Source organism: Thermostichus sp. OS-CIW-20, from assembly GCF_054061455.1.
This window is the reverse complement of sequence record NZ_JBSSEF010000018.1, coordinates 16,393-37,649: the sequence shown is the minus strand read 5'-3', so window position 1 is coordinate 37,649 and position 21,257 is coordinate 16,393. Positions and strand designations below refer to the sequence as shown.

Here is a 21,257-nt window from a genome sequence, read left to right as displayed (position 1 = left end):
GGAGCAAAAGGGGATAGAAAAGAGAAGAACGCTGCCAGGCAAATCCTTCTATGAGAAACCCCCTCACGTCCCCAGTGCAGCGCTGGAGCCGGCGACCTCAGGCAGCCTCTTCTCGAAAAGCCCAGCCCCCCCTTTCCGAGCGGGTTGTCGGCTACGCCCTAGCGCTTCTCTCCCTCACTGCCGTCCACGGGATCCGCTACTACAACGAGCCGCAACTGACCGTTGGCAGCCGCTCCCCGCAAACGTTTCTCGCCCCTGCAGCGGCAGAGATCGAGGACGTGGAGGCCACCCAGGCCCGGCAAGCCGAGGCGCGACGGCGGGTGGTACAGGCCCTCAAAATCAACAGCGCCGCCAACGAGAGCATGCGGCAAAATCTGGAGGCCCTCCTGGCCGCAGTGGAGGCGATTCGGCAAGAGGCCGGCCCTCTGCCCTACGTTTCCGTTCAGTTGCTCTCCCTGCCTACTCAGATCTATCTGCGCCAACTGCCACCCGAAGAATGGGAGGCCTTACAGGCGGCAGTGCGGGAAACGGCCATCGGCACCCCCTCGACCGCTCCGCCTTTTCCGGCACAAAGGCGTCCGGAGCAGCTTCCCCCCGACCAGCGGGCCAGGCAAGAGCTGGTCCAGGTTTGGCAGCGGGCCTGGTTGGATGGAGCGGCCACTCAGACGGCGGCGACGGATCCCTATACCCAGCTAATTGCCCAGGTGGAGGCGGCACAGCAGCGCTACCAAGGGGCTTTGCCGTCTCTGGAACAGCTCACCCCCCCTGTCCCGGCCACGGTTCTCAACTTGACGGAGGCCGACTGGCAACATTTGCAAAACTTGAGCCGGCGGGTCTTGGAGCGCCTGCAGAAGATAGGCATTGTGGATGGCCTGCCCCGCGAGGTGCGCGCCGAAGGGATCCAAGCCCAACTGGACGATCTGGCCTTTCCGGGCAGTGCCGCCCAGCGGCGGGAGCTGCAGGGGCTGGTCTATCAGTGGCTGCAGCAGGTGCTGATCCCCAATCTGGAGGTGGATCCGCAGCGCACCGAGCAGCGCATTCGCGCCGAGCTGGAAAAAGTTGAGCCCGTCCTGATCTCGGTTGCCGAGAACCAGGTAATTGTGCGAGTGGATCAGGTCATCACCCCCGAGATCTTTTTGATTTTGGATCACTTTGGTTTTACCCAGCGCCGGATCAACATCTGGGGCCTGGTGGGGGTAGCTGGCGTCATGGGCTTGGGCCTGGCTGTCTTCGTGCCTTTGCAGCAACGCTTGCAGCCGGGATTGCGCCGCCGGGATCGGGTGTTGATCCTGATGGTTTCCCTGACTGCTCCCCTGTTGGCGGCCTTGTTCAAGCTGGAGTTCAGCTCTTTGCCGGCGGTGGGGCTGTTGCTGGGCAGTTTTTACGGGGCTGGGCTGGGCCTGGTGGTAGTGGTGGGCCAGGCGTTGTTTTTGCCCTTGGTCTCTGCTGCCAACCTACTCACCTTTGTGCCCTTACTTTCCGGCAGTGTGGTGGCCTGCGCCCTGGCCGGGCGCTCGCGTTCCCGCGAAGAGCTGGCCCTGCTGGGAGGAGGGGCGGCGGCAGTGCAGATGCTCACCTATGCGGCTGCTAGCTTGACCACAACGGGCGGCATCGACCTATTGGCGATGGCCTTGGGGGGAGGGATCACGCTGGGGTGGAGCATTGTGGCCCTGGGGGCCAGCCCCTACCTGGAGCGCCTGTTCGACCTGGCCACCCCCATTCGCCTCATCGAGTTGAGCAACCCCAACCGCACCTTGCTGCGGCGGCTGGCGGCAGAGGCCCCTGGCACCTTTCAGCACACCCTGTTTGTGGCCACTTTGGCGGAACGGGCCGCCCAGAAGTTAAACCTCAACGTGGAGCTGGTGCGCACCGGCACCCTCTACCACGACATCGGCAAGATGTTGCAGGCCCGCTACTTCATCGAGAACCAAATGGGCGGCCTCAACCCCCATACGCAACTGGACGATCCCTACCGCAGCGCCCAGATCATCAAAGCGCACGTCAGCGATGGGCTGCGCCTGGCCAAGCAATACAATCTGCCCACCGCCGTCCAAGCTTTTATCCCTGAGCACCAGGGGACGATCCTGATTGCTTACTTTTACCATCAAGCCCAGATGAAAGCCGGAGATCAACCGGTGCCCGAGGAGCCGTTCCGCTACGATGGCCCCATCCCCCAGAGCAAGGAGACAGGGGTGGTGATGCTGGCCGATGCCTGTGAGGCGGCCCTGCGCAGCATGACCCTGAGCGACGGCTTCGGCCCTGAGGTGGTTGAGCGGGCTAAGGCCGTTGTCCGCAAAATCGCCCAGGCCCGTTGGCAAGATGGCCAACTGGTCGATAGCGGTCTGACGCTGCGGGATTTGGAGGTGGTGGCAGACGCTTTTGTGGAGGTGTGGCGGGAATCCAACCACGAGCGCATTCCCTACCCCAGTCCTGCCCCTGCCCTGCCCTCGCCTGAGTCCGACGCTGCCCAGGCCCAGATGCCCGTGCTGATGACTCCTTCAACGGGATCTCCCTAGCCTCGGCGAGCTGAGTAGGTCGAGAAAAGTCTAGTCCCAGAGCTCATCCATCGGTACGATAAGGGATCATTTGCGCCGGTGGCGCGTGGCGCTGTTGCGAAGCGACACAGCTCCAAGTTTGACCTGCACTCAAGCTCTCCGCTTAGGATCCGTTACCCTCGTTTTTGGATGGCCTGCTGAATGCCTCATGTAGCTCCTGCTTCGTCCACCCATCTGCAAGCTTCGGCAGTCCCTATTCAGATCCCGCCGCTCTCTCAACCCAGCTCTGTCCAACTTTCGCTGGTCGTTCCCACCTATAACGAGGCCTCCAGCATTTGCAGCCTGATCCGGCAGTTGTGCGCCCACCTCGACACGATTCTACCGGGAGCCTACGAGCTGATTGTGGTGGACGACAACAGCCCGGATTACACCGCCAAGTTGGCCCAGGAACTGCAAGAGGAGCTTCCCCAACTCAAAGTTATCTGCCGCCAGCGGGAACGGGGCCTGGCCACGGCTGTGTTGCGCGGATGGCAAGCGGCCCGCGGCGAGGTGCTGGGGGTGATGGACGGGGATCTGCAGCATCCGCCGGAGATCATTCTCAAGCTATGGCCTGCCATCCAAGAGGGAGCAGACCTAGTGGTGGGCAGCCGCTACGTGGGGTCGGGGGGGGTGAGCCACTGGAACCTGGGCCGGCGCCTCGTCTCTCGGGGAGCTCAAGCCATCGGGCTGGTTTTGCTGCCAGGGGTTTTTAGGCGGGTGTCGGATCCGCTCAGCGGGTTATTTCTGGTCAGACGCCAGGCCATTGCCGGGATCCCGCTCAGCCCCAAGGGTTACAAGCTGCTGATCGAGGTGCTGGCACGGGGCCGGGTGACAACCATTGCTGAAGTCGGCTACATCTTTCAGGAGCGCCAAAACGGCGAGAGCAAAATTCAACTGCAAACCTGTCTTCAGTATCTCCACCATCTCATTCACCTGCGCTTCTCGCTAGGGCAGGTGGGAGCCTTTTTGCGCTTCAGCACAGTCGGCCTGTCAGGCACGGTGGTGGACATGGTTTTGCTCTATTTGTTACACGACCCGGCCAACTTAGGATGGGATCTCATCACGAGTAAGCTGATCGCTTCGGAAATGGCCATTCTCAATAACTTCCTGTGGAACGATCTGTGGACGTTTCGCCATGTTACCCGATTGCAGCCGGGCCTCTCGAACCGCCTGAAGCGGCTGGCCAAGTTTAATATGATCTGTTTGATCGGCCTGTTTCTTAACTCTTCGCTGGTGATTTTGCTGAGCGAGCGCTTGGGCATTCACTATCTGTTGGCCAACTTAATTGCGATCGGTATTGTTGTATTCTGGAACTTCTACCTCAACTCCAAGCTGAGCTGGAAAAGTGCAGAGGCTAAGCTGGATCCCGGGGGCGACAAGTCTTGAGCGTCTGGTTATTTCAGACCCAATTAAGACACTCCTGAAGCGCTCTGCTCCAGTGCCCTCATCCTCAACTCCTCTCCCAAGGAGTTAAGGATCGGCTTCTCGATCGGTTCCATTGCCATTGGATAGAGATCAGGCCATGTCAAGGGGAATTGGGACGGATCCCCTCTAGGGTGATGATCTCCTGGATAACCGAGCGAACCACAGGAGCTGCCGTTGTCGATCCGAAGGCATCTTCTCCCCGCGGCTCGTCGATCACGGCCAAGATCACGTACTGGGGGCGAAGGGCGGGGAAATAGGCCACAAAACTGGTGATGCGCTTGCCAGGCAGATAGCCTCCCCGCGGCCCTGCCTTTTGGGCCGTGCCCGTCTTGCCGCCGATTTCATATCCCTCGATCTTGGCCGATTGCCCGGTGCCAAAATCCACCGCATCTCGCATTTGGATGCGCACCGCCAGGGTAGCCTGCTCCGACAGCACCCGCACCGGCTGGGGTTGCGGGGATCCCCAAACCAAGGTGTCTGTATCCTTTTCGACCAGACCGCGCACCACGTGGGGCCGCACTTTCAGCCCGCCGTTGGCGATGATGCAGTGCAAGGTGGCTAACTGCAAAGGCGTGAGGGCCAATCCCTGGCCAAAGGCGACGGTGGCCCGCTCCACCGGTACAGTTACAAATTGCCGCAGGGGCTTCAGGCGGCTGGGCGGCTCAAAGGGCAGATCGACACCGCTGCGCTCGTTCAATCCCAGCCGCAGGAGGGCATGGTAGTACTGGCGGGGATCCAGCTTTTGCATCAGGTGCACCATGCCTACGTTGCTAGACAGGCGCAGAACCTCGGTAACGCTCAGCCAGCCATGGGCACCCCGCTGGCGGTAGTCGTGGTTTTGGATGGGCCAGCGACCAATCCAGATCTGCCCCGCGTCGTAGACCCGTTCGTTGGCCGTGAAGGCGCCGGCATCGAGCCCAATGGCGATGTTGATGGGCTTGAAGGTGGATCCCGGCTCGTACAAATCCGTAACAGCCCAGTTGCGAAAAAGGGCAGGGTCATACTCGAAGTAGCGGTTGGGATCGTAGGTGGGCTCGCTCACCAGGGCCAGGATCTCTCCCGTGTGAGGTTGCAGGACGATCACCGTGCCCCGTAGGGCTTGAAACCGTTCCAGTTGCGTTTTCAGGGCGGCGCGAGCAGCCCTTTGCAGCCGCATATCCAGGGTGAGTTGCAGCACCGTCTCGTGGGATTGCAACAGTCCTTCCGGCACTTCGGCCGCCAACAACTGGCCGTAGCCGTCGCGGGGAAGGGTAAGGTGCTGAACCGTCCGCTCCAGCAAGACCTGTTGAGAGTACTCCAGCCCCGCTTGGCCGCGGTGATCCAGATCCACATAGCCCACCACTTCGGCGGCCATTTCCTTCTGGGGATAGACCCGCTGCCGCTCGCTCACCAGCTCCAGGCCGTCCAGATACAAGGCCTGAATTTGAGTCGCCACTTCCGGCGACAGCCAGCGCTCCAGCCGTACCGCGTGAGTGGCCGACAACTGCTGGGTCAGTTGCTCAACTGGCCGCCGCAGCAGAGGGGCCAGAGCAGTGGCAATCTCCTGGGGGGTACGCTTGCCGAAGAGGCGGGGATGGGCCCAAAGGGTATAGGCAGGGCGATCTACAGCCAACAGCTCCGCCTGCTGCCGAGCTAAGGAGTGGCGGTCCACAATCGAGCGGCGGGGGATGAAGGGCCGGAGCTGGGCCCGCTGCTGGGCCTCGGCCCGCTTTTGTAAGAGCGGGCCCTGGTGATGTTGTAAATAGACCAAACGTGCCCCCACCCCCACCAGGGCGACAGCCAGAACCAGGCCCACCGCCGCGATGCGAAAGTTTAGTTGTCGGACTGTCGGGATCCGCTCCCCCAAAAGCCACGCCAGCCGGGATCCCTGGGGCCGGTGGCTGGGCGGCCAAGGGGGCCAAGCAGGTCTGCCCCGCTGCCGTTGGGCAAGTTGCCGGCTTCTCTGTCTGGTCTGCAAAGGTTGCTGGCCCAAACCGGCTCCAGACCTGTCTTCCACTGCCACTCCTGTGTAGATACCACCGTTAGTTTGCCGCCCATCGCCTTGTCCGGCCAGCTTTCGCCTCATTGGGTGGAAAATCCCTGTTGACGCAACGCTTCAAAGAGGGCGATCGCCACCGCATTGCTGAGATTGAGGCTGCGCACCGGCCCGCTCAGGGGGATGCGCACACTGGGATAGGTTTCCAAGAACATAGGATCCAGGCCACGGCTTTCGCTGCCGAACACCAGCCAGTCTCCTGGCTGATAGGCCACCTCGGTGTAGAGGGCCTTGCCGCGCACGCTAAAGCACCAGAACCGCGCCTCGGGGTGGGCTTGCACCAGAGCAGACCAAGAGGGATAGCGATGCAGTTGGACGTGCTCCCAGTAGTCCAGCCCCGCCCGCCTGAGGTAGCGATCCGAGAGGCGAAACCCCAAGGGATCCACCAGGTGGAGGGGCGTGCGGGTAGCTGCACAGGTGCGGGCGATGTTCCCCGTGTTGGCCGGGATCTCCGGAGCTACCAAAACAACATGGAAGGGCATGAGCCGCTCTCAATGGCTGCCAAACCCGCGGCTACCGCCTCCCTTTTTGCCCCCACCTTTGCCCGGCTTGCGGCTGGGCTGCTGTCGCGGCGGCGCTGCAGAACGTCCTCGCCACTGGGGGCCGCCCACCGGCAGTGGGCCTCGTCCACCCGGCATCCCTGCAAGGCCGCCCAGGCTCATGCTGCGCATCATGTCGCGCATGCGCTGAAAATCGCTCACCAGCCGGCTGACATCCTCCAGCTTGTGGCCAGAGCCCAGGGCCACCCGCCGCTTGCGGCTGACGCTGCGGGCCAAGAGATCCGGGTTGCGGCGCTCTTCGGGGGTCATGGAGTTGATCATGGCCTCGGCGCGGGCCAGTTGGTCTTGTCCTTTTTGCAATTGTTCCTCGCTGATTTTGCCCATCCCCGGCATCAGCCGCAGCAGCCCCGCCAGGGATCCCATGCGCTTGATCAGGCGCATTTGTTTGAGGAAATCGGTGAAATCGAACTGGGCGGTCATCATCTTTTCCGCCATCCGGGCGGCATCTCCCAGGTCGATTTCCTCCTGGGCTTTTTCCACCAGGCTGAGGATGTCTCCCATGCCCAAAATGCGCGAGGCCATGCGATCCGGGTAAAAGGGATCCAAGGCCTCCACCTTTTCGCCGACGCCGACGAACTTGATGGGCTGGCCGGACACCTGGCGAATGGAAAGGGCTGCCCCGCCGCGGCTATCGCCGTCCAGCTTGGTGAGGATGGTGCCGGTAAGACCCAGCCGCTCGTGGAAGGCCTGGGTGAGGTTGGCGGCCTCCTGCCCGATCATGGCGTCCACCACCAGCAGGATCTCGTGGGGCTGCACCGCCGCCTTGATCCGCTCCAGCTCCGCCATCATCTCCAGGTCGATCTGCAAGCGACCGGCGGTATCCAAGATAACGTAGTCGTAGCCCTGTTCCCGCGCGGCTGCCACTCCCTGGCGGGCGATCTCGACGGGATCCGTCTTGCCCAGGTCGAAGACAGGGATCTGAATCTGCTGGCCCAGGGTCTTGAGCTGGTCGATGGCCGCCGGACGATAGATGTCGCCGGCCACCAGGAGCGGCCTTTTGCCCTGCTTGCGCAAATACAAAGCCAGCTTGGCACAGGTGGTGGTTTTGCCGGATCCCTGCAGGCCGACCATGAGCACAATGGTGGGGGGCTGTTCCGCCTGGGCAATGGGCACATTCGCCTCCCCCATTACCTTCACCAGCTCGTCGTGGACGATCTTGATAAACTGCTGGTCTGGCGTCACCCCCAGGATGACCTCAGCTCCCAGAGCGGCCTGCCGCACGTCCTCGATAAACTGCTTCACCACCTGGAGGTTGACGTCGGCGTCCAACAGGGCGCGCCGCACCTCCCGCAGGGCTTCTTGGATGTTGGTTTCGGTGATCTTGTCCTGGCCGCGCAGTTTTCTCCAGGCCAGTTCCAACTTCTCGGAGAGGGCATCAAACATGAGCGCTGTTCATCCTGTCAAGGGCTGCTAGGGCATTTCCTACCATAGTTCAATTGGGGCAGCTCCATCTTGGGGATCCCGGCCCCAGCCGCTACCTGGGCCGAGAAAGGCTGGCTACTTTACGAAAGTTTAAGCAACAATAGAAGGCGTCGCTTGCAGACTGGCCATGGTCAGCGTCGCTTCCCGCTCCTACAGCACCACCGACTGGCAGTTGGGCTATCGCTCTTTACGCCAGGAGTATGACTATTGGGTGACGGAAATCGAGGGGCGGATCCCCGAAAGGCTGCAGGGAACCCTCTTTCGCAACGGGCCTGGCAAGCTGGAGGCGGGATCCCAGCGCTACGGCCATCCCTTCGACGGCGACGGCATGGTGTGTGCCATCACCTTTATTGACGGGCGGGTGCATTTCCGCAACCGGTTTGTGCGCACTCCCGAGTTTGAGGCCGAGGAGAAGGCGGGACGGGTGCTCTACCGCGGCGTATTCGGCACCCAGAAGCCGGGAGGCTGGTGGGCCAATTTCCTCGATCTGCGCTTCAAAAACCCCGCCAACACCAACGTTATCTACCAAGGCGGCAAGCTCCTGGCGCTTTGGGAGGCCAGCGCTCCCTATCGGCTCAACCCCGCCACCTTGGCCACCGAAGGGAGCGAGACCTTTGCCGGTGCCCTTGCCCCCAACCAGCCGTTTACGGCGCATCCCCGCCGGGATCCAGCCACGGGGGATCTCATGGCCTTTGGGGTGCAGACAGGACCTTCCTCCACGCTGCTGTTTTACCGCGTCGACGCCCAAGGAAGGCTGGTGGAAAAGCGGGACTACCGCCTGCCGGGTTTTGCCTTTCTGCACGACTTTGTCTGGACGCCCCGCTACTGGATCTTTTTCCAGAATCCGGTGGCCTTCAACCCCTTGCCCTATATGCTGGGCCTGCAGCCGGCGGGCACCTGCTTGACCCTAAAAAAAGGAGAGCCCACCCGCATTTGGCTATTTCCCCAACAGGGCGAGCCGCTGCAACTGCAAACGGAGCCGGGGTTTGTTTTCCACTTTGTCAACGGCTACGAGGTTGGGGATCAGGTGGTGGTGGATGCCGTTCTCTACGAAGCCTACCCTGCCCTGGAGCCAGGGGCTGACTACTTGCAAATTGACTTTGCCCAGGTGCCAGCCGGCAAGCTGTGGCGCTTTGAGCTGGATCCCAAGGCGGGCAAGGTTAAGCGGGAGCTACTGCTGGATCGCTCGGTGGAGTTTCCGGCTATCCATCCGGCCCGTATGGGGGGATCCCATCGCTACATCTACATTGGGGCTACCCATGCTCCCGGCCCCAACGCCCCCCTGCAGGCCATTCTCAAGTTGGACACGACAACAGGCCGCAGCGAGCAGTACAGCTTTGCCCCCCGCGGCTTTGTGGGAGAGCCGGTATTCATCCCCGATCCTGAGGACGCTGCAGAGGAAGCCGGCTGGATTGTAACAGTGGTCTTTGATGCCGCCAGTCAGCGCTCGCAGGTGGTGATCCTGGATGCCTCAGACCTGGCTGCCGGCCCGGTGGCGCGGATCCCCTTGCGGCATCACATTCCCTACGGCCTCCACGGCAGTTTCACCCCTCAGACATGGGTAGAGGCCAGATAGGGAAGGGATCTTGGCATGGCTGGGTTAGTCCCGGGCCGCCGGGCGCGAGCTGAGGAAAAGGTGCGGCTCTGTAGCTCAACATTCTGCAACCTGGGCCGGAGCAGTTGCTACTATCGGCTAGACTTCAGCTACAGTGTTGACAACCGCTGAACCGCGACTTGTTGGGCGCAGGCCTTGGGCGGGTCTGCTGAGCTGACGGGAGGAAAAGAGGAAGGCTGGTAAAGCTCGGTGGTGTGTTGAGCGGGTCTTGGGTCAAGGGCAGAGGTAAGCCCTGTTTTGGCAACGGCAGATGTCTTGCACTGCCTCCCAGCGTCGTCGCCCACCGCTGGGCATTCTGGTAAACATCCTGGATTGACTGCAGCGGAACCGTTACGATGTCCTCAGATCTGAGACCTCCCCTTCGAATTGTACGGCCCCCCAGGCCCACCTCAACCAGCGAGCCCAGGGGATCAGCTCAAGATGTCGGGTCAGCTGCTGGTGGGGGCCAGCCTGTTGTCGCCGCCGCCGCTACGCTAGAGCAGAAGAAAGCGATGGGGAGAGAGCGACCTTGCCTGGAGCCCATCCCGCCGCCCGGGGAGAAGATGCAGTACCGGGCGATTGGCCTCATCGAGGGGCGTTACATTCCCTCGCCCAACCACTTCACTCGCGGGATTTTGCGCACCTCGGATGGTTTAGATCTCAATGCGGTACTGCTAGGCCGGGTGATGAGCCTGGTGCGCAAGTACCTGAAGCCGGAACGCAACTATTTGTGGGTGGTCTATCCCCGCACCCGCGACAAGAGCCAGGATCTGCACGTGCAGTTGATGGGGGTGTGGGCCCCAGAAGAAATGGGGCAAACTCTGCCAGAGGGATCCCGTCCGACGGTGGTGCCGGACTGGTTTTCCATTCGCGGCGAGGTCGTTTTCCAATCGCAGGAAAAAGGGTTCATTATCGTCAAAATCCGTCAATCCGGCAAAAAGAACTCCGCCGGCTCTTCCCCTCAGCGGGCCCAGACGGCCAAGGGCGCCGCATCGCCTGCGGCAACAGCTCCCAAGCCTCAGGCTTTTAAACTGCGCCTGATCGGATCCTTGCCGGGCAAAGGAGTGGGCATCTTCTGGGATCTGCAGGTGCGCCGCCGCGGATCCCTGCTCTATGTGGAGGCGGGCACTCCCATCGGCCCAGTACTCAAAACGCCGCCGCGCCCACGCCTGAAGCGTTCAACCCCCCGACTCCAGAAGGGCCCTCTCCCCCCGCCGCGAGGGCAGCAGCCCATTTCCAATCCACAAGTGTATCCGCCGCGGGATCCCACAAAAGTACCCAAGCCGGTTAAGAGAAAACGCCCATAAACTGGGCTAGTAGATCCTGCTTTAATGGAGCTTTTCATGTTGACCTTCTTGTTGTGAACCATTCTTTTACCCTGGTTAGGCCGTGGCAGAACCAACTCCTCCCAACAAACCTCCCAACAAAGATGAATTCATTTCGCCTCGCTACCCCTACTGGGGCGAAGTGAGGCCGCAGAACCTAGTTTTTGATGCCAACCTGCAGGAATTTAGCAATAAAGTGTCCTTGATTTGTAGCTTGGAAACCGGGGGCAAAATTACCCCGGAAGAAGCCTACCGGCAAATCAAGAAGCTGTGGAAACAACTCAAACAGACCAAAAAAGCCATCTTGGACGATCCCCAGTGGAAGGAGTCTCCCCCCGACTTGCCGGAAGAGTAGCCGGCTAGATCCTGGCTAACCGCAAACGGTGTACACTGGGCGCGGATGCCGGGCTTGGTCAGGGAAGATGAGGACTTTTCCTTCTCCGGAGGCGCTGCGTCGGCTGCCAGCGGGGGCTGCGGATGGGGCCATCATTCTGGGCACGTTGGTTCTCCTGGGCTTGGTGGCGCAGGTGGGGGCAGGGACTTTTGAGCGGTTTCAGCCGCCGGCGGTGGTACCTCATATCGACTTGGATCCGCGCAACCTGCCCTACTACGCCGCCCGCTCCACCTTGCGCATGTTCATCGCCCTCGCCTTTTCCACCCTTTTTACCCTGATCTACGGGTATATCGCCGCCAAAAGCCGCTGGGCGGAGCGAATTTTGATCCCTTTGCTGGACATCCTGCAATCGGTGCCGGTGTTGGGGTTTCTCTCCATCACCGTTACCGGCTTTATCGCGCTTTTTCCCGGCAGCCTGCTGGGGCTGGAGGCAGCTTCTATCTTCGCCATCTTCACCAGCCAGGTCTGGAACATGACTTTTTCTTTTTACCAATCCTTGCGCACCCTGCCGCAGGAGCTGGTGGAAGCGGTCACCCTCTACCGCCTATCCGGCTGGCAGCGCTTCGTCCAGTTGGAAGTGCCTGCGGCGATGGTGGGCCTCATCTGGAACGCCATGATGAGTTTTGGCGGGGGGTGGTTCTTTGTGGCCGCCAGCGAGGCCATCAGCGTGCTCAACCAGGAATATACGCTGCCGGGGTTGGGATCCTATGTGGAAGCGGCCGTCCAGGCGGAGGATCTGCCCAAGCTGGGCTGGGCGCTCCTGACCATGGCCGGGGTGATCCTGCTGGTGGATCAGCTCTTCTGGCGACCTTTGGTGGCTTGGTCGGATAAGTTTCGCCTGGAACAGAGCAGCGGGGCTGCTGCCCCCGAATCCTGGCTGTACGATCTGCTGACCACGGCGCGGATCCCGCGGCTGATCGGCAGTTGGCTGTCCCCCTTGGCAGAGTTGGTGGATCGGCTGTTGTCCCACTTAACTCGCCCCCGTTGGGTGGATCCCCTCAGTCCTGAGGCCGAGCGACGCCGCGAGCGGCTGCTAACCCAGCTTTCCTGGGCAGCTATTGGCGGCATTGGGATTTGGATTGTTTATTTTGTAACCACCACCGTGGGCTTTGGGGAGGTGCTGCTGACCTTTGGGCTGGGGATCCTCACCCTGCTGCGGGTCAGCGTGCTGTTGGTTTTCGCCACCGTGATCTGGACGCCAATTGGGGTGGCCATCGGCTTTAATCCAGGCCTAGCGAAGCTGCTGCAGCCGGTGGTGCAATTTCTGGCAGCTTTTCCGGCCAATTTCCTCTTTCCGTTTGCCACCTTGTTTTTTATCCGCACCCAGATCAGCATTGAGTGGGGCAGCATTTTGCTCATGTCGCTCGGTGCGCAGTGGTACATTCTTTTCAATTCCATTGCCGGCGCCCAGAGCATCCCCACCGATTTGCGCGAAATGGCCGTGGATGTGGGCTTGCGGGGATGGCAGCGCTGGCAAAAGCTGATTATTCCGGGGATCTTTTCCGCCTGGGTTACCGGGGGGATCACGGCCAGCGGCGGGGCTTGGAACGCTAGCATTGTCTCGGAGATCGTGGCCTGGGGATCCACCACTCTTAAGGCTACAGGATTGGGCACCTATATTGCGGAAGCAACGGCGGTGGGAGATTGGCCCCGCATCACTTTGGGCATTGGCATGATGAGCTTGTTTGTGGTGGGCATCAATCGCCTTTTCTGGCGGCGGTTGTATCAATTGGCGGAAGAAAAATATCACCTTTAATCTTTGAGGCCATCTGATATGAGCTCTGCGGCTTCTCCGGTTCTGATCGAGGTTGAGAAGGTCTACAAGCGCTTTCCTTTGCCGGAGGGCAAGGGCGAGTTTACAGTTTTAAGCCAGATCGATTTGCAAGTGCGGGCGGGGGAAGTTTTGGCTTTGTTGGGCCGCAGCGGCAGCGGCAAAAGCACCCTGCTGCGCATCATGGCGGGCCTGATCCCGCCTAGCGAAGGGCGGGTGTTGAGCAATGGCCGACCCCTGCGGGGCCCCAACCCGGATGTGGCCATGGTGTTTCAGAGTTTTGCTCTCTTGCCCTGGCTGACGGTGCAAGAAAATGTGGAGCTGGGGCTGCAGGCTCAAGGGATCCCGCGCCAGATCCGGCGGCAAAGGGCCCTCAAGGCCATCGACCTGGTGGGCCTGGATGGGTTTGAGAACGCCTACCCCAAGGAACTCTCGGGGGGCATGAAGCAGCGGGTGGGCTTTGCCCGCGCCTTTGTCTTAGAGCCCAAGGTGCTGTTTATGGATGAGCCTTTTAGCGCTTTGGACGTGCTGACGGCGGAAAACCTGCGGGGGGAAATTGATGAGCTGTGGAATGCGCAAGCCTTCCCTTCCCAAAGCATCCTCATCGTTACCCACAACATCGAAGAGGCGGTGTTTTTAGCGGATCGGGTGGTGATTCTGGGATCCAACCCGGGGCGGATCCGGGGGGAGGTGAGAATAGATCTGCCGCGGCCTCACGAGCGCACGGATCCCCGCTTTAAGTCCTTGGTGGACTACATCTACGAGATCATGACCAACCCCGAAATTGCTGTTACCGGAGAGGTGGCTCTGCCTGCGCTGGCTGGTGATAAGGCCACTTCCCCCTATGCCCTGCCTCTGCCCCATGCGCGGGTGGGCGGGATCAGCGGTCTGCTGGAGTTGATCGTGGAGTGGCCGCAAGGGCGGGCGGAGATTGCCGATTTGGCCGAGCGGCTGCAACTGGCCGTGGACGATCTGCTGCCGATTTTGGATGCGGCAGTGCTGTTGGGCTTTGCCGAGGTGGCCAGCGGGGTGGTGCAACTGACCGAAATTGGCCAGGACTTTGCCAACACCACCATCCTGCGCAGCAAGGATCTCTTCCGACAACAGCTATTGGCACGGGTTCCCGTGTTCCGCAGCATCTTGCAGACTCTGGAAGAAAAAGGCAGCCGCTCCATGCGAGCGGACTTCTTCTTGGATCTTTGGGACGAACACTTCCCCCACGCTGAAGCCGAACGGCAGTTTGCCACCGCCATTGACTGGGGACGCTATGCAGAGCTGTTTGAGTACGACGCCTCGGAAGAACGTCTCTATCTGCCCGAGCCAAGCGAGAGCTCCACTGCTCAAAAGCCTGTCGGTCTCAACTCTCGTTCCGACTGAAGCGCATCTGGCTCTGCCTTTTTCAAAGCTGCATCGTAGAGCGGAGGTATGGCGCCAATTCCAGAAAGTCCCAAAATCTACCACATTACCCATGTAGACAACTTGCAAGGGATTTTGACATACCCCCCTGCCTAAAGGCAGGGGATTCTTGTTACTGGTTCTGCGACAGCACTTACTTCATCCGGTTGCCCCTCAAAAGCAGCGGTGCTTATCTCCCCAGTCGTTCCCCCAAGCGCTACGCGCGGGGCGGTTCCCTTATGCCCTAAGGTACCGTTCCATTCCACCCCAAGCATGTGCAGCCCTTGCTTCAGGATGTTCAGAGCTGCGTTCTGGTCCCTGTCCAGCTCAAACCCACACTTAGGACAGACATGAGTTCTTGTGGATAGGGTTTTCACGACCCTATGCCCACAGTTACTGCAATCCTGCGTGGTGTACTGCGGTGGTACAGCTACCACCGCTTTATCCCACACCTTGCCGTAGTGGTCTAACCACTACTACATCTCTGGGTACGGCTCGGGCGGTGATCGACCAGACAAGAAGCTGGAGCTGGTGCCTGGCGCCATCGAGGAGGCCCACAGCTATCTCGCCGATCAGCCAGAGACGAGAGAACGCTTTGAGCGTGTCAGCGACCTCGTGGAGGGCTTTGAGTCGCCCTATGGTCTAGAATTGCTGGCTACTGTCCACTGGATCGTGACTCGTGGGCACCCTTCTACGACGGCAGAGTTGGTGGAAAGCTTCTACGCCTGGGGAGATAGAAAACAACAATTCAGTAGCAAACAGATCCTGCTTGCCGCTCGAGTTTTGGCAGAGAAGGGGTGGTTCAAGGCACTTCCAACAGAGCCGCTTGCGGCCAGCCGAAGCCAGTTCGAAACACGGCCCTAGCGCTCTGCACTACTTCCGGTCTGGAACCTGCGAACACGACTACCCCTTGCCTGCAGCAAGTACCTACTCATAAATCCAGCTTTGGGCAACCGGTGTCCAGCTCACCAATTCCGACTCATCGAACCAAAGGGCGATCTCCCGCTGCGCGGTTTCAACTCCATCGGAGCCGTGAATGAGGTTGCGGCCAATGTCGATGCCAAAATCGCCGCGAATGGTGCCCGGTTCTGCCTCCAGGGGGTTGGTCTTGCCGATGAGCTTACGGGCGGCAGCAATCACCCCTTTGCCCTGCCAGACCATAGCCACCACCGGCCCCGAGGTAATGAACTTCACCAAACTGTGGAAGAAGGGGCGCTCCTTGTGTTCGGCGTAATGGGCTTCCGCCAGCTCTTGGCTCACTTGCACCAGCTTCAGGCCCACCAATTGGTAGCCCCGGCTCTCCAGGCGCTGGATGATGGTGCCCACCAGCCCCCGCTGCACGCCGTCTGGCTTGATGGCAATAAAGGTGCGCTCCATGGGATCTCCCCTCGTTTTACAGATCTTCACCGCTATCCTTGTACCGGATCGGGGATCCCGAGCGCAAGGGAGCAAAATTAGCGCTTTTTACGCGCCCACCACTGCCAAGGTCAGGAAGGCAGCCCCCACCACTGTAATTGCCCAGCCGGCCCAGCGAGTTAAGCCAGGGATCCGCAACCCCCAGCGTTCTGCTGCCCAAAGGGCCAGGAGAGCTACCCCATACTGGACGGTGCTCAACCCCAGTAGATATCCCACCCAAGGCATGGGTTGGGCGCCGATAATGGTTTCGGCGTAGGCATAGCCATGGAATAGCCCCGCCAGGGATCCCCCTATTAGCAAGAGCCAACTTGGGATCTGCCGCGGTTGCACCAGCAGCAAGCCGAAGAGAACTACGGAAGAGGCAATGGCCAGCTCCGTCAGTCCCAGGGGATCCCAGCCGGCCAGGTGGATCCCGGTGCCCAGCAGGCTGGCCAGCACAAAGCCCAGCGGGATCCCGTAGCGCCAGGGCTGCCCCGCCGCCACAAGACCGATGGCCACGACGAAGGCCAGGTGATCCAAGCCAATGACAGGGTGAGCCAGCCCGGAGAGAAATCCCTCCCAGGCTGTTGCCGGCAGTCTCCCCCCCAGGGCGTGGTGGGCAAAAGCCGGCGAAAACAACCCCGTAACTGCCAGTGCACCCCCAGCAGCGGCAAAGCTGGGGATCCCTTCCTTCCGCCACCGCCCAAGCGGCGATGGGACTTGCTGCCACAGCCAAGACATGCTTTTGGACCTCCCTGAGTTCTCTCAATAGCTGCCCAGATCTCCCAGTCTAGGGGCGCTCTCTGTACCCCTGCAGGTTCTCCGGCTCAAACTGGCGCAAAATCCGCGTGGCCTCGCGGAGGCGGGTTTCATTCTCTTCCTCCACAATGAGTACGTACTTACCCGCATCGAGGCGGTTGCGGTAGGCCAAGGCATCGCCGGAGCCACTGGTCAGGCCCACCCCGCCCCCCACAAAAAAGCTGCCCATGGCCCCGCCCAGCGCACCCAACAGGCCGCCGATCAGGTGGTTGCCTATAGGTCCCGCCCAGGCAAAGGTATCCAAACCACTCAAAACGCTGAACCCCACCCCGGCCAAAAAGCCAAAGGGCACCAACCAAATGGCCAGGCGCCGCATCTGACGGCGGGCGGCTCGGGCCGGATCGATCAGCCCAAACTCGTCGGCGGTTTTGTAGCCCCGCCCCAGCAGATGCAATCGCTCCAGGGAAAAGCCGGCTTGTTCCAGGGCGCTGTAGGCCGCCTCAGCGGCTATGCGATCCGGCAGTACCGCGATTAAATAGCTCATGGACCCGGGGATCCAATCCGTTCCACATCTTATTGTCTGCCAAGTTTGAGCGAGGATCCCGGTGACCCAGTCTGGCTCCACTAGCGCTCCATCTACTAGCCTCTACCAGCGCTTTTACGAAGTGGTGCGGCGGATCCCGCCGGGCCGAGTGGCCACCTATGGGCAGGTGGCGCGGGTTGCCGGTTACCCCGGCTATGCTCGCCAGGTGGGCTATGCTTTGTTTCGCCTGCAAGGCCAAAACACCGACATCCCTTGGCACCGGGTGATCAACGCCCAGGGCTGCATTTCCTACTCCCCTTTTCGCCTGGGCTACGACGACCTGCAGAAAGCGCTGCTGCAAGCCGAAGGGATCCCCTTCGACGCCGAGGGCCGGGTGGACTTGCAGCAATTTGGCTGGGATCCGCGGCAAACTTAACCTGGGCTTGACCCAATCTTAAACAGGCCATAGCGAAATCCCCCTCCCAGCCCTGGTAACGTAAACGCGGATGCGTCTTGTCTTGTGGATGGAGTGAAGGAATTGTCATGAAACCAGCTTGTCGCGCTCGAGGGTCTGCCCCTGCCAAGAGATGGCTTCCGGCTTGGCTGAACCCTCTGGCCAAGTCCCTGTGGGTTGGGCTGTGCTGCCTGGTGCTGAGCCTGGCCAGCGCCTGCGGTACCAGCAGCAGCTCAGTTCCCCCGTCCGGCGGCGGGGCAGGGTTTATCGCCTCGGATCCCAACGTCACCCTCTCCACTCAGCCGCCCGCTTTTACGCTGCAGATTTTGCACGCCAGCGACTTGGAAGCTTCCATTGCCGCCGTTCAGGATGCCCCCCGCTTCTCCGCCGTGGTCAACGCGCTGCGGCCCGCATTTCCCAACACGGTGGTGCTCTCCAGCGGCGACAACTACATCCCCAGCCCCTTCTACAACGCCAGCACGGATCCCTCGCTGCGGGGCCGGTATGACCGCACTCCTGGCAAAGCCGACATTGAAATCATCAACGCCATCGGCTTCGAGGCGGCTGCCTTTGGCAACCATGAATTTGACCAAGGCACACGCCAAATTCGCGACTTGATCCGACCCGACACCAGCCGCGGCTACGCGGGCGCCCGCTTTCCCTACTTGAGCGCCAACCTCAGCTTCAGCGGCACTGGCGAATTGACCAGCTCTGACTTTGCTGCCGATGGCCAAGAGGCCAGCTCCATCCGCGGCAAGATCGTCAAGACGGCGGTGATTACGGTGGGAGGGCAGCGGATCGGCCTGGTGGGTGCCACCACTACGCGCCTGGCCGCCATCTCTAGCCCTGGCCCTGAGGTGAGGGTGGAAGGCAAAGTGGACGACACCGACCAGGTGAATGCCGCCCTCATCCAGAACTTCGTCAACCAGCTCACCGGCCAGGGCATTAACAAGATCATCCTCCTGGCCCACCTGCAGCAGCTCCAAAACGAGGTAACCCTAGCCAGCCAACTGCGGGATGTGGACATCATCATCGCCGGCGGCTCCCACCGGGTGATCGCCAAGCCCACCGACCGCCTGCGCCCTGAAGATGTGCGCACAGGTGACTACCCCATCCTGCGCTCCTCGGCCAGCGGCCAACCCGTGGCAGTGGTGAACACCGGCGCCAACTACCGCTACGTGGGCCGCTTGGTGGTCGGTTTCGACGCCAACGGGGTGATTGCCCGCATCGATCCGGTGAGCGGCGCCTATGCCACCGACGACCAAGGGGTAGCAGCCGTGCGCGGCACCCCCAACCCCGACGTGGTGCGGATCGCCAACGAGATCGGCAACATCATCCGCACCAAGGATGGCCGCACCTTTGGCTCTACCACCCAATTCCTCAACGGCCTGCGGGCCGAGGTGCGCACCGAGGAAACCAACCTGGGCAACCTCACGGCGGATGCCAATTTGGCCTATGCCAGAACGGTTGACCCCACCACGGTCATCTCCCTCAAAAACGGCGGCGGCATTCGCGCTCCCATTGGGGCTACCACCGGCGGTGGCGGCGGCGAGCCGGTGCGGCGGATCCCTCCGCTGGCCAACCCCGATGCCGGCAAGCAGGCGGGCCAAGTTTCGCAACTGGATATCGAAACTTCCCTTGCCTTTAACAACGGCCTGTCGCTGGTGACGGTTACCGCTGAGGAGCTGAAGCAACTGATGGAACATGGGGTGGCGCAAAGCCAGCCGGGGGCCACGCCGGGCCGTTTCCCGCAGATCGGCGGCTTTGCCTTCAGCTTTGATCCCTCGCGGCCACCGGGATCCCGCGTGGTCTCCTTGCGGGTGGACACGCCCACCGGCCGGGATGTGGTGGTGCGCAACGGCCAGTTGCAAGGGGATCCCCGCCGTACCTTCCGCCTGGTGACGTTGGGCTTTTTGGCCGACGGCGGGGATGACTATCCCTTTCCGCGCCTGTCTAACCCCAACCGGGTGAACTTGGCTCCCAGCTCCGGCAACAGCTTCGATACCCCCGGCAGCGAGCAGGATGCCCTGGCCCGCTACTTGCGGCAGATCGGCGTGTTTACCCAAGCCGACACTCCGGCTGCCCAAGATACCCGCATCCAGAACCTGTCGGTGCGCCAAGATACGGTGCTGCAGGGCTTGTAGGCTGGGCTACTCTCAACCGGTGGATGAAGCCAACCGCCCCTCTCCTCTCTGGGGAGAGGGGATGGTTTTAATGAGGAGCCATTCAGCATTCTCGACCCAATAGAATATGCCACCATAGTGCTGCGGGTAGCGCTAGACACGCCAACGCCCCATGAGCCTGTCAAACCCATCTTCTCTGGCCGCCCCCCCGCTCGCTTCTTGGAGAGTGCAGCCGGATCCCGTCCTCATCCTTGGAGCCGGTCTAATGGGGCGCCTGTTGGCTGCCACCCTGGTCGAGGTCGGGCATTCTGTGCGCATTCTGGAGGCAGCTTCTCCCACTGCCCCTGAGAGCAGCGCGGCCCATCTGGCTGCTGCTATGCTGGCTCCTCTGGCGGAGTCTGCCGTCGCCGAGGCCAGCGTAGTAGCGCAGGGGTACTATGCCCTCTCCCGCTGGCCCGCCCTTCTGGCCAGCCTGCCAGAGCCGGTTTTCTTTCAGCAGGAGGGCACTGTGATCCTTTGGCACCGCCAAGATGCCGGGGAAGCCAAGCGTTTCTCGGCCCTACTGGCTGCTGTAGGGGAACGCCTTCCCCATCTCCCCAAGCCTCAGCAACTAGATGCCCAGGCGCTGGCCGAGCTGGAGCCCTCGCTGGCCGGGCGATTTGGGCAGGGCCTGTATCTTCCCCAGGAGGGCCAACTGGACAACCGCCAACTGCTGGCTGCTTTGCTGGCCAAATTGCGCCAGCACGGGGTGGAGGTGGAGTGGGGCCGCCCCTGGGATCTGGAGCAGGCGCGAGCTTGGCAGGAGCAAACCGGCGGGTGGGTTTTGGACTGCCGCGGCCTGGGATCCCGAAAAGAATGGGGCGGACAGGCACCGCTGCGGGGAGTTAGGGGCGAAGTGGTACGTCTGTATGCCCCGGAAGTATCTTTGCGGCGCCCGACCCGGCTGTTGCACCCCCGCTACCCGATCTACATCGCTCCCAAGCCGGGGCACCTGTTTGTGGTGGGAGCTACCGAAATCGAATCTGAAGATCGCTCGCCGGTGAGTGTCCGCTCGGCTCTGGAGCTGCTCAGCGCCGCCTACGCCGTGCATCCTGCCTTTGCCGAAGCGCGTATCCTGGAGTTAGGCAGCCAATGTCGCCCCACCTTGGCAGATCATCTCCCCGCAGTGGTGGAGCGCTCCCCGCGGCTGTTGCAGATCAACGGCCTCTACCGCCATGGTTTCCTCATCTCCCCCGCCATTCACGATGCCGTTTTGGAGTACCTCCACCACGGCAGTTGCCGCTTGGCGCAGCAGCTTGGGATCCCCTTTCAGGTGCAGGCTGCCCCTCTTGCCGGTGAATCCCTATCGCCATGCGTGTCTTGATCAACCAAAAGCCTTACGATCTGCCGGAGGGCACCACGTTGGCCGAGGCGATAGCCCAGGTGGGGGCCAGCGGCCCTTTCGCGGTAGCGGTTAATCTGAAGTTTGTGCCGCGTGCGCAGCACGAGCAAACCCGTCTGCAAGAAGGCGACCAGGTGGAGATCGTCGCTCCGGTTGCCGGCGGCTAG

Annotated in this window: 18 protein-coding genes and 1 pseudogene; 12 read left to right on the top strand and 7 right to left on the bottom strand. The window is 61.4% G+C overall.

What is annotated here, in order from left to right:
* Positions 1-50 precede the first annotated feature (50 nt).
* Both ACVWXC_RS08030 and ACVWXC_RS08025 read left to right on the top strand, forming a co-directional pair.
* On the top strand, positions 51-2,516 hold the full coding sequence (locus ACVWXC_RS08030; RefSeq protein WP_011429952.1) for an HD family phosphohydrolase: 2,466 nt from the start codon (positions 51-53) through the stop codon (positions 2,514-2,516).
* A 180-nt stretch (positions 2,517-2,696) separates the two neighbouring features.
* Positions 2,697-3,920 carry a glycosyltransferase gene (locus ACVWXC_RS08025; protein WP_011429951.1) on the top strand — a complete coding sequence of 408 codons (1,224 nt, stop codon included), beginning with the start codon at positions 2,697-2,699 and terminating at the stop codon, positions 3,918-3,920.
* A gap of 139 nt (positions 3,921-4,059) precedes the next feature.
* On the opposite strand, the gene ACVWXC_RS08020 is transcribed toward ACVWXC_RS08025, so the two are convergent.
* The 3 genes from ACVWXC_RS08020 to ffh form a co-directional block, all read right to left on the bottom strand.
* Positions 4,060-5,931 (bottom strand): peptidoglycan D,D-transpeptidase FtsI family protein, encoded by a 1,872-nt coding sequence (locus ACVWXC_RS08020; protein WP_228375456.1) that lies wholly within the window; start codon positions 5,929-5,931, stop codon positions 4,060-4,062.
* An 89-nt stretch (positions 5,932-6,020) separates the two neighbouring features.
* The gene (locus ACVWXC_RS08015) at positions 6,021-6,476 is read right to left on the bottom strand and encodes a tRNA (cytidine(34)-2'-O)-methyltransferase (protein WP_011429948.1); all 456 of its coding nucleotides are present in this window, start codon (positions 6,474-6,476) and stop codon (positions 6,021-6,023) included.
* Positions 6,477-6,485: 9 nt separating this feature from the next.
* On the bottom strand, positions 6,486-7,937 hold the full coding sequence (gene ffh / locus ACVWXC_RS08010) for a signal recognition particle protein (protein ID WP_414346866.1): 1,452 nt from the start codon (positions 7,935-7,937) through the stop codon (positions 6,486-6,488).
* Positions 7,938-8,103: 166 nt separating this feature from the next.
* On the opposite strand from ffh, the gene ACVWXC_RS08005 reads away from it, so the two are divergent.
* From ACVWXC_RS08005 to ACVWXC_RS07985, 5 genes are all read left to right on the top strand, one after another.
* Positions 8,104-9,552 carry a carotenoid oxygenase family protein gene (locus tag ACVWXC_RS08005; RefSeq protein ID WP_457391992.1) on the top strand — a complete coding sequence of 483 codons (1,449 nt, stop codon included), beginning with the start codon at positions 8,104-8,106 and terminating at the stop codon, positions 9,550-9,552.
* 530 nt (positions 9,553-10,082) lie between these two features.
* Positions 10,083-10,877, top strand: coding sequence for a hypothetical protein (locus ACVWXC_RS08000; RefSeq protein WP_457391989.1), 795 nt, complete (start codon positions 10,083-10,085; stop codon positions 10,875-10,877).
* A gap of 82 nt (positions 10,878-10,959) precedes the next feature.
* Entirely contained in the window at positions 10,960-11,250 is a 291-nt protein-coding gene (locus ACVWXC_RS07995) for a DUF7219 family protein (protein ID WP_099835047.1), read from the top strand.
* Between the two features lie 67 nt (positions 11,251-11,317).
* The gene (locus ACVWXC_RS07990; RefSeq protein ID WP_457391985.1) at positions 11,318-13,045 is read left to right on the top strand and encodes an ABC transporter permease; all 1,728 of its coding nucleotides are present in this window, start codon (positions 11,318-11,320) and stop codon (positions 13,043-13,045) included.
* Between the two features lie 18 nt (positions 13,046-13,063).
* Positions 13,064-14,437, top strand: a complete 1,374-nt coding sequence (locus ACVWXC_RS07985) for an ABC transporter ATP-binding protein (protein ID WP_457391982.1) — start codon at positions 13,064-13,066, stop codon at positions 14,435-14,437.
* Positions 14,438-14,568: 131 nt separating this feature from the next.
* Here the strand turns inward: ACVWXC_RS07985 and ACVWXC_RS07980 are convergent.
* Positions 14,569-14,928, bottom strand: a pseudogene (locus tag ACVWXC_RS07980) (zinc ribbon domain-containing protein); the annotation flags it as partial.
* 58 nt (positions 14,929-14,986) lie between these two features.
* On the opposite strand from ACVWXC_RS07980, the gene ACVWXC_RS07975 reads away from it, so the two are divergent.
* Positions 14,987-15,319, top strand: a complete 333-nt coding sequence (locus ACVWXC_RS07975; protein ID WP_457391979.1) for a hypothetical protein — start codon at positions 14,987-14,989, stop codon at positions 15,317-15,319.
* Between the two features lie 63 nt (positions 15,320-15,382).
* On the opposite strand, the gene ndk is transcribed toward ACVWXC_RS07975, so the two are convergent.
* From ndk to ACVWXC_RS07960, 3 genes are all read right to left on the bottom strand, one after another.
* Positions 15,383-15,832 carry a nucleoside-diphosphate kinase gene (gene ndk / locus ACVWXC_RS07970; protein ID WP_011431937.1) on the bottom strand — a complete coding sequence of 150 codons (450 nt, stop codon included), beginning with the start codon at positions 15,830-15,832 and terminating at the stop codon, positions 15,383-15,385.
* Between the two features lie 87 nt (positions 15,833-15,919).
* Complete coding sequence (locus ACVWXC_RS07965; protein ID WP_457391976.1) at positions 15,920-16,591, bottom strand: HupE/UreJ family protein; 672 nt, start codon at positions 16,589-16,591, stop codon at positions 15,920-15,922.
* Positions 16,592-16,640: 49 nt separating this feature from the next.
* A complete protein-coding gene (locus tag ACVWXC_RS07960) occupies positions 16,641-17,153 on the bottom strand; it encodes a hypothetical protein (RefSeq protein WP_099812239.1) in 513 nt (170 codons plus the stop codon).
* A gap of 61 nt (positions 17,154-17,214) precedes the next feature.
* Here ACVWXC_RS07960 and ACVWXC_RS07955 point away from each other — a divergent pair, with 61 nt between their 5' ends.
* From ACVWXC_RS07955 to thiS, 4 genes are all read left to right on the top strand, one after another.
* Entirely contained in the window at positions 17,215-17,568 is a 354-nt protein-coding gene (locus ACVWXC_RS07955) for an MGMT family protein (protein ID WP_457391972.1), read from the top strand.
* A gap of 107 nt (positions 17,569-17,675) precedes the next feature.
* Positions 17,676-19,730, top strand: coding sequence for a bifunctional metallophosphatase/5'-nucleotidase (locus ACVWXC_RS07950; protein ID WP_099812241.1), 2,055 nt, complete (start codon positions 17,676-17,678; stop codon positions 19,728-19,730).
* Positions 19,731-19,881: 151 nt separating this feature from the next.
* Complete coding sequence (locus ACVWXC_RS07945) at positions 19,882-21,072, top strand: FAD-dependent oxidoreductase (protein WP_457391969.1); 1,191 nt, start codon at positions 19,882-19,884, stop codon at positions 21,070-21,072.
* Positions 21,060-21,257, top strand: a complete 198-nt coding sequence (thiS, locus tag ACVWXC_RS07940) for a sulfur carrier protein ThiS (RefSeq protein ID WP_457391966.1) — start codon at positions 21,060-21,062, stop codon at positions 21,255-21,257. The genes ACVWXC_RS07945 and thiS overlap by 13 nt, the downstream gene beginning before the upstream one ends.

Bases quoted from the DNA above. Each gene is read 5' to 3' on its own strand.
- ACVWXC_RS08030 (WP_011429952.1), top strand. From the start codon at position 51: ATGAGAAACCCCCTCACGTCCCCAGTGCAGCGCTGGAGCCGGCGACCT.
- ACVWXC_RS08025 (WP_011429951.1), top strand. From the start codon at position 2,697: ATGCCTCATGTAGCTCCTGCTTCGTCCACCCATCTGCAAGCTTCGGCA.
- ACVWXC_RS08015 (WP_011429948.1), bottom strand. From the start codon at position 6,476: ATGCCCTTCCATGTTGTTTTGGTAGCTCCGGAGATCCCGGCCAACACG.
- ffh (WP_414346866.1), bottom strand. From the start codon at position 7,937: ATGTTTGATGCCCTCTCCGAGAAGTTGGAACTGGCCTGGAGAAAACTG.
- ACVWXC_RS08005 (WP_457391992.1), top strand. From the start codon at position 8,104: ATGGTCAGCGTCGCTTCCCGCTCCTACAGCACCACCGACTGGCAGTTG.
- ACVWXC_RS08000 (WP_457391989.1), top strand. From the start codon at position 10,083: ATGGGGAGAGAGCGACCTTGCCTGGAGCCCATCCCGCCGCCCGGGGAG.
- ACVWXC_RS07990 (WP_457391985.1), top strand. From the start codon at position 11,318: ATGAGGACTTTTCCTTCTCCGGAGGCGCTGCGTCGGCTGCCAGCGGGG.
- ACVWXC_RS07985 (WP_457391982.1), top strand. From the start codon at position 13,064: ATGAGCTCTGCGGCTTCTCCGGTTCTGATCGAGGTTGAGAAGGTCTAC.
- ndk (WP_011431937.1), bottom strand. From the start codon at position 15,832: ATGGAGCGCACCTTTATTGCCATCAAGCCAGACGGCGTGCAGCGGGGG.
- ACVWXC_RS07965 (WP_457391976.1), bottom strand. From the start codon at position 16,591: ATGTCTTGGCTGTGGCAGCAAGTCCCATCGCCGCTTGGGCGGTGGCGG.
- ACVWXC_RS07960 (WP_099812239.1), bottom strand. From the start codon at position 17,153: ATGAGCTATTTAATCGCGGTACTGCCGGATCGCATAGCCGCTGAGGCG.
- ACVWXC_RS07950 (WP_099812241.1), top strand. From the start codon at position 17,676: ATGAAACCAGCTTGTCGCGCTCGAGGGTCTGCCCCTGCCAAGAGATGG.
- ACVWXC_RS07945 (WP_457391969.1), top strand. From the start codon at position 19,882: ATGAGCCTGTCAAACCCATCTTCTCTGGCCGCCCCCCCGCTCGCTTCT.
- thiS (WP_457391966.1), top strand. From the start codon at position 21,060: ATGCGTGTCTTGATCAACCAAAAGCCTTACGATCTGCCGGAGGGCACC.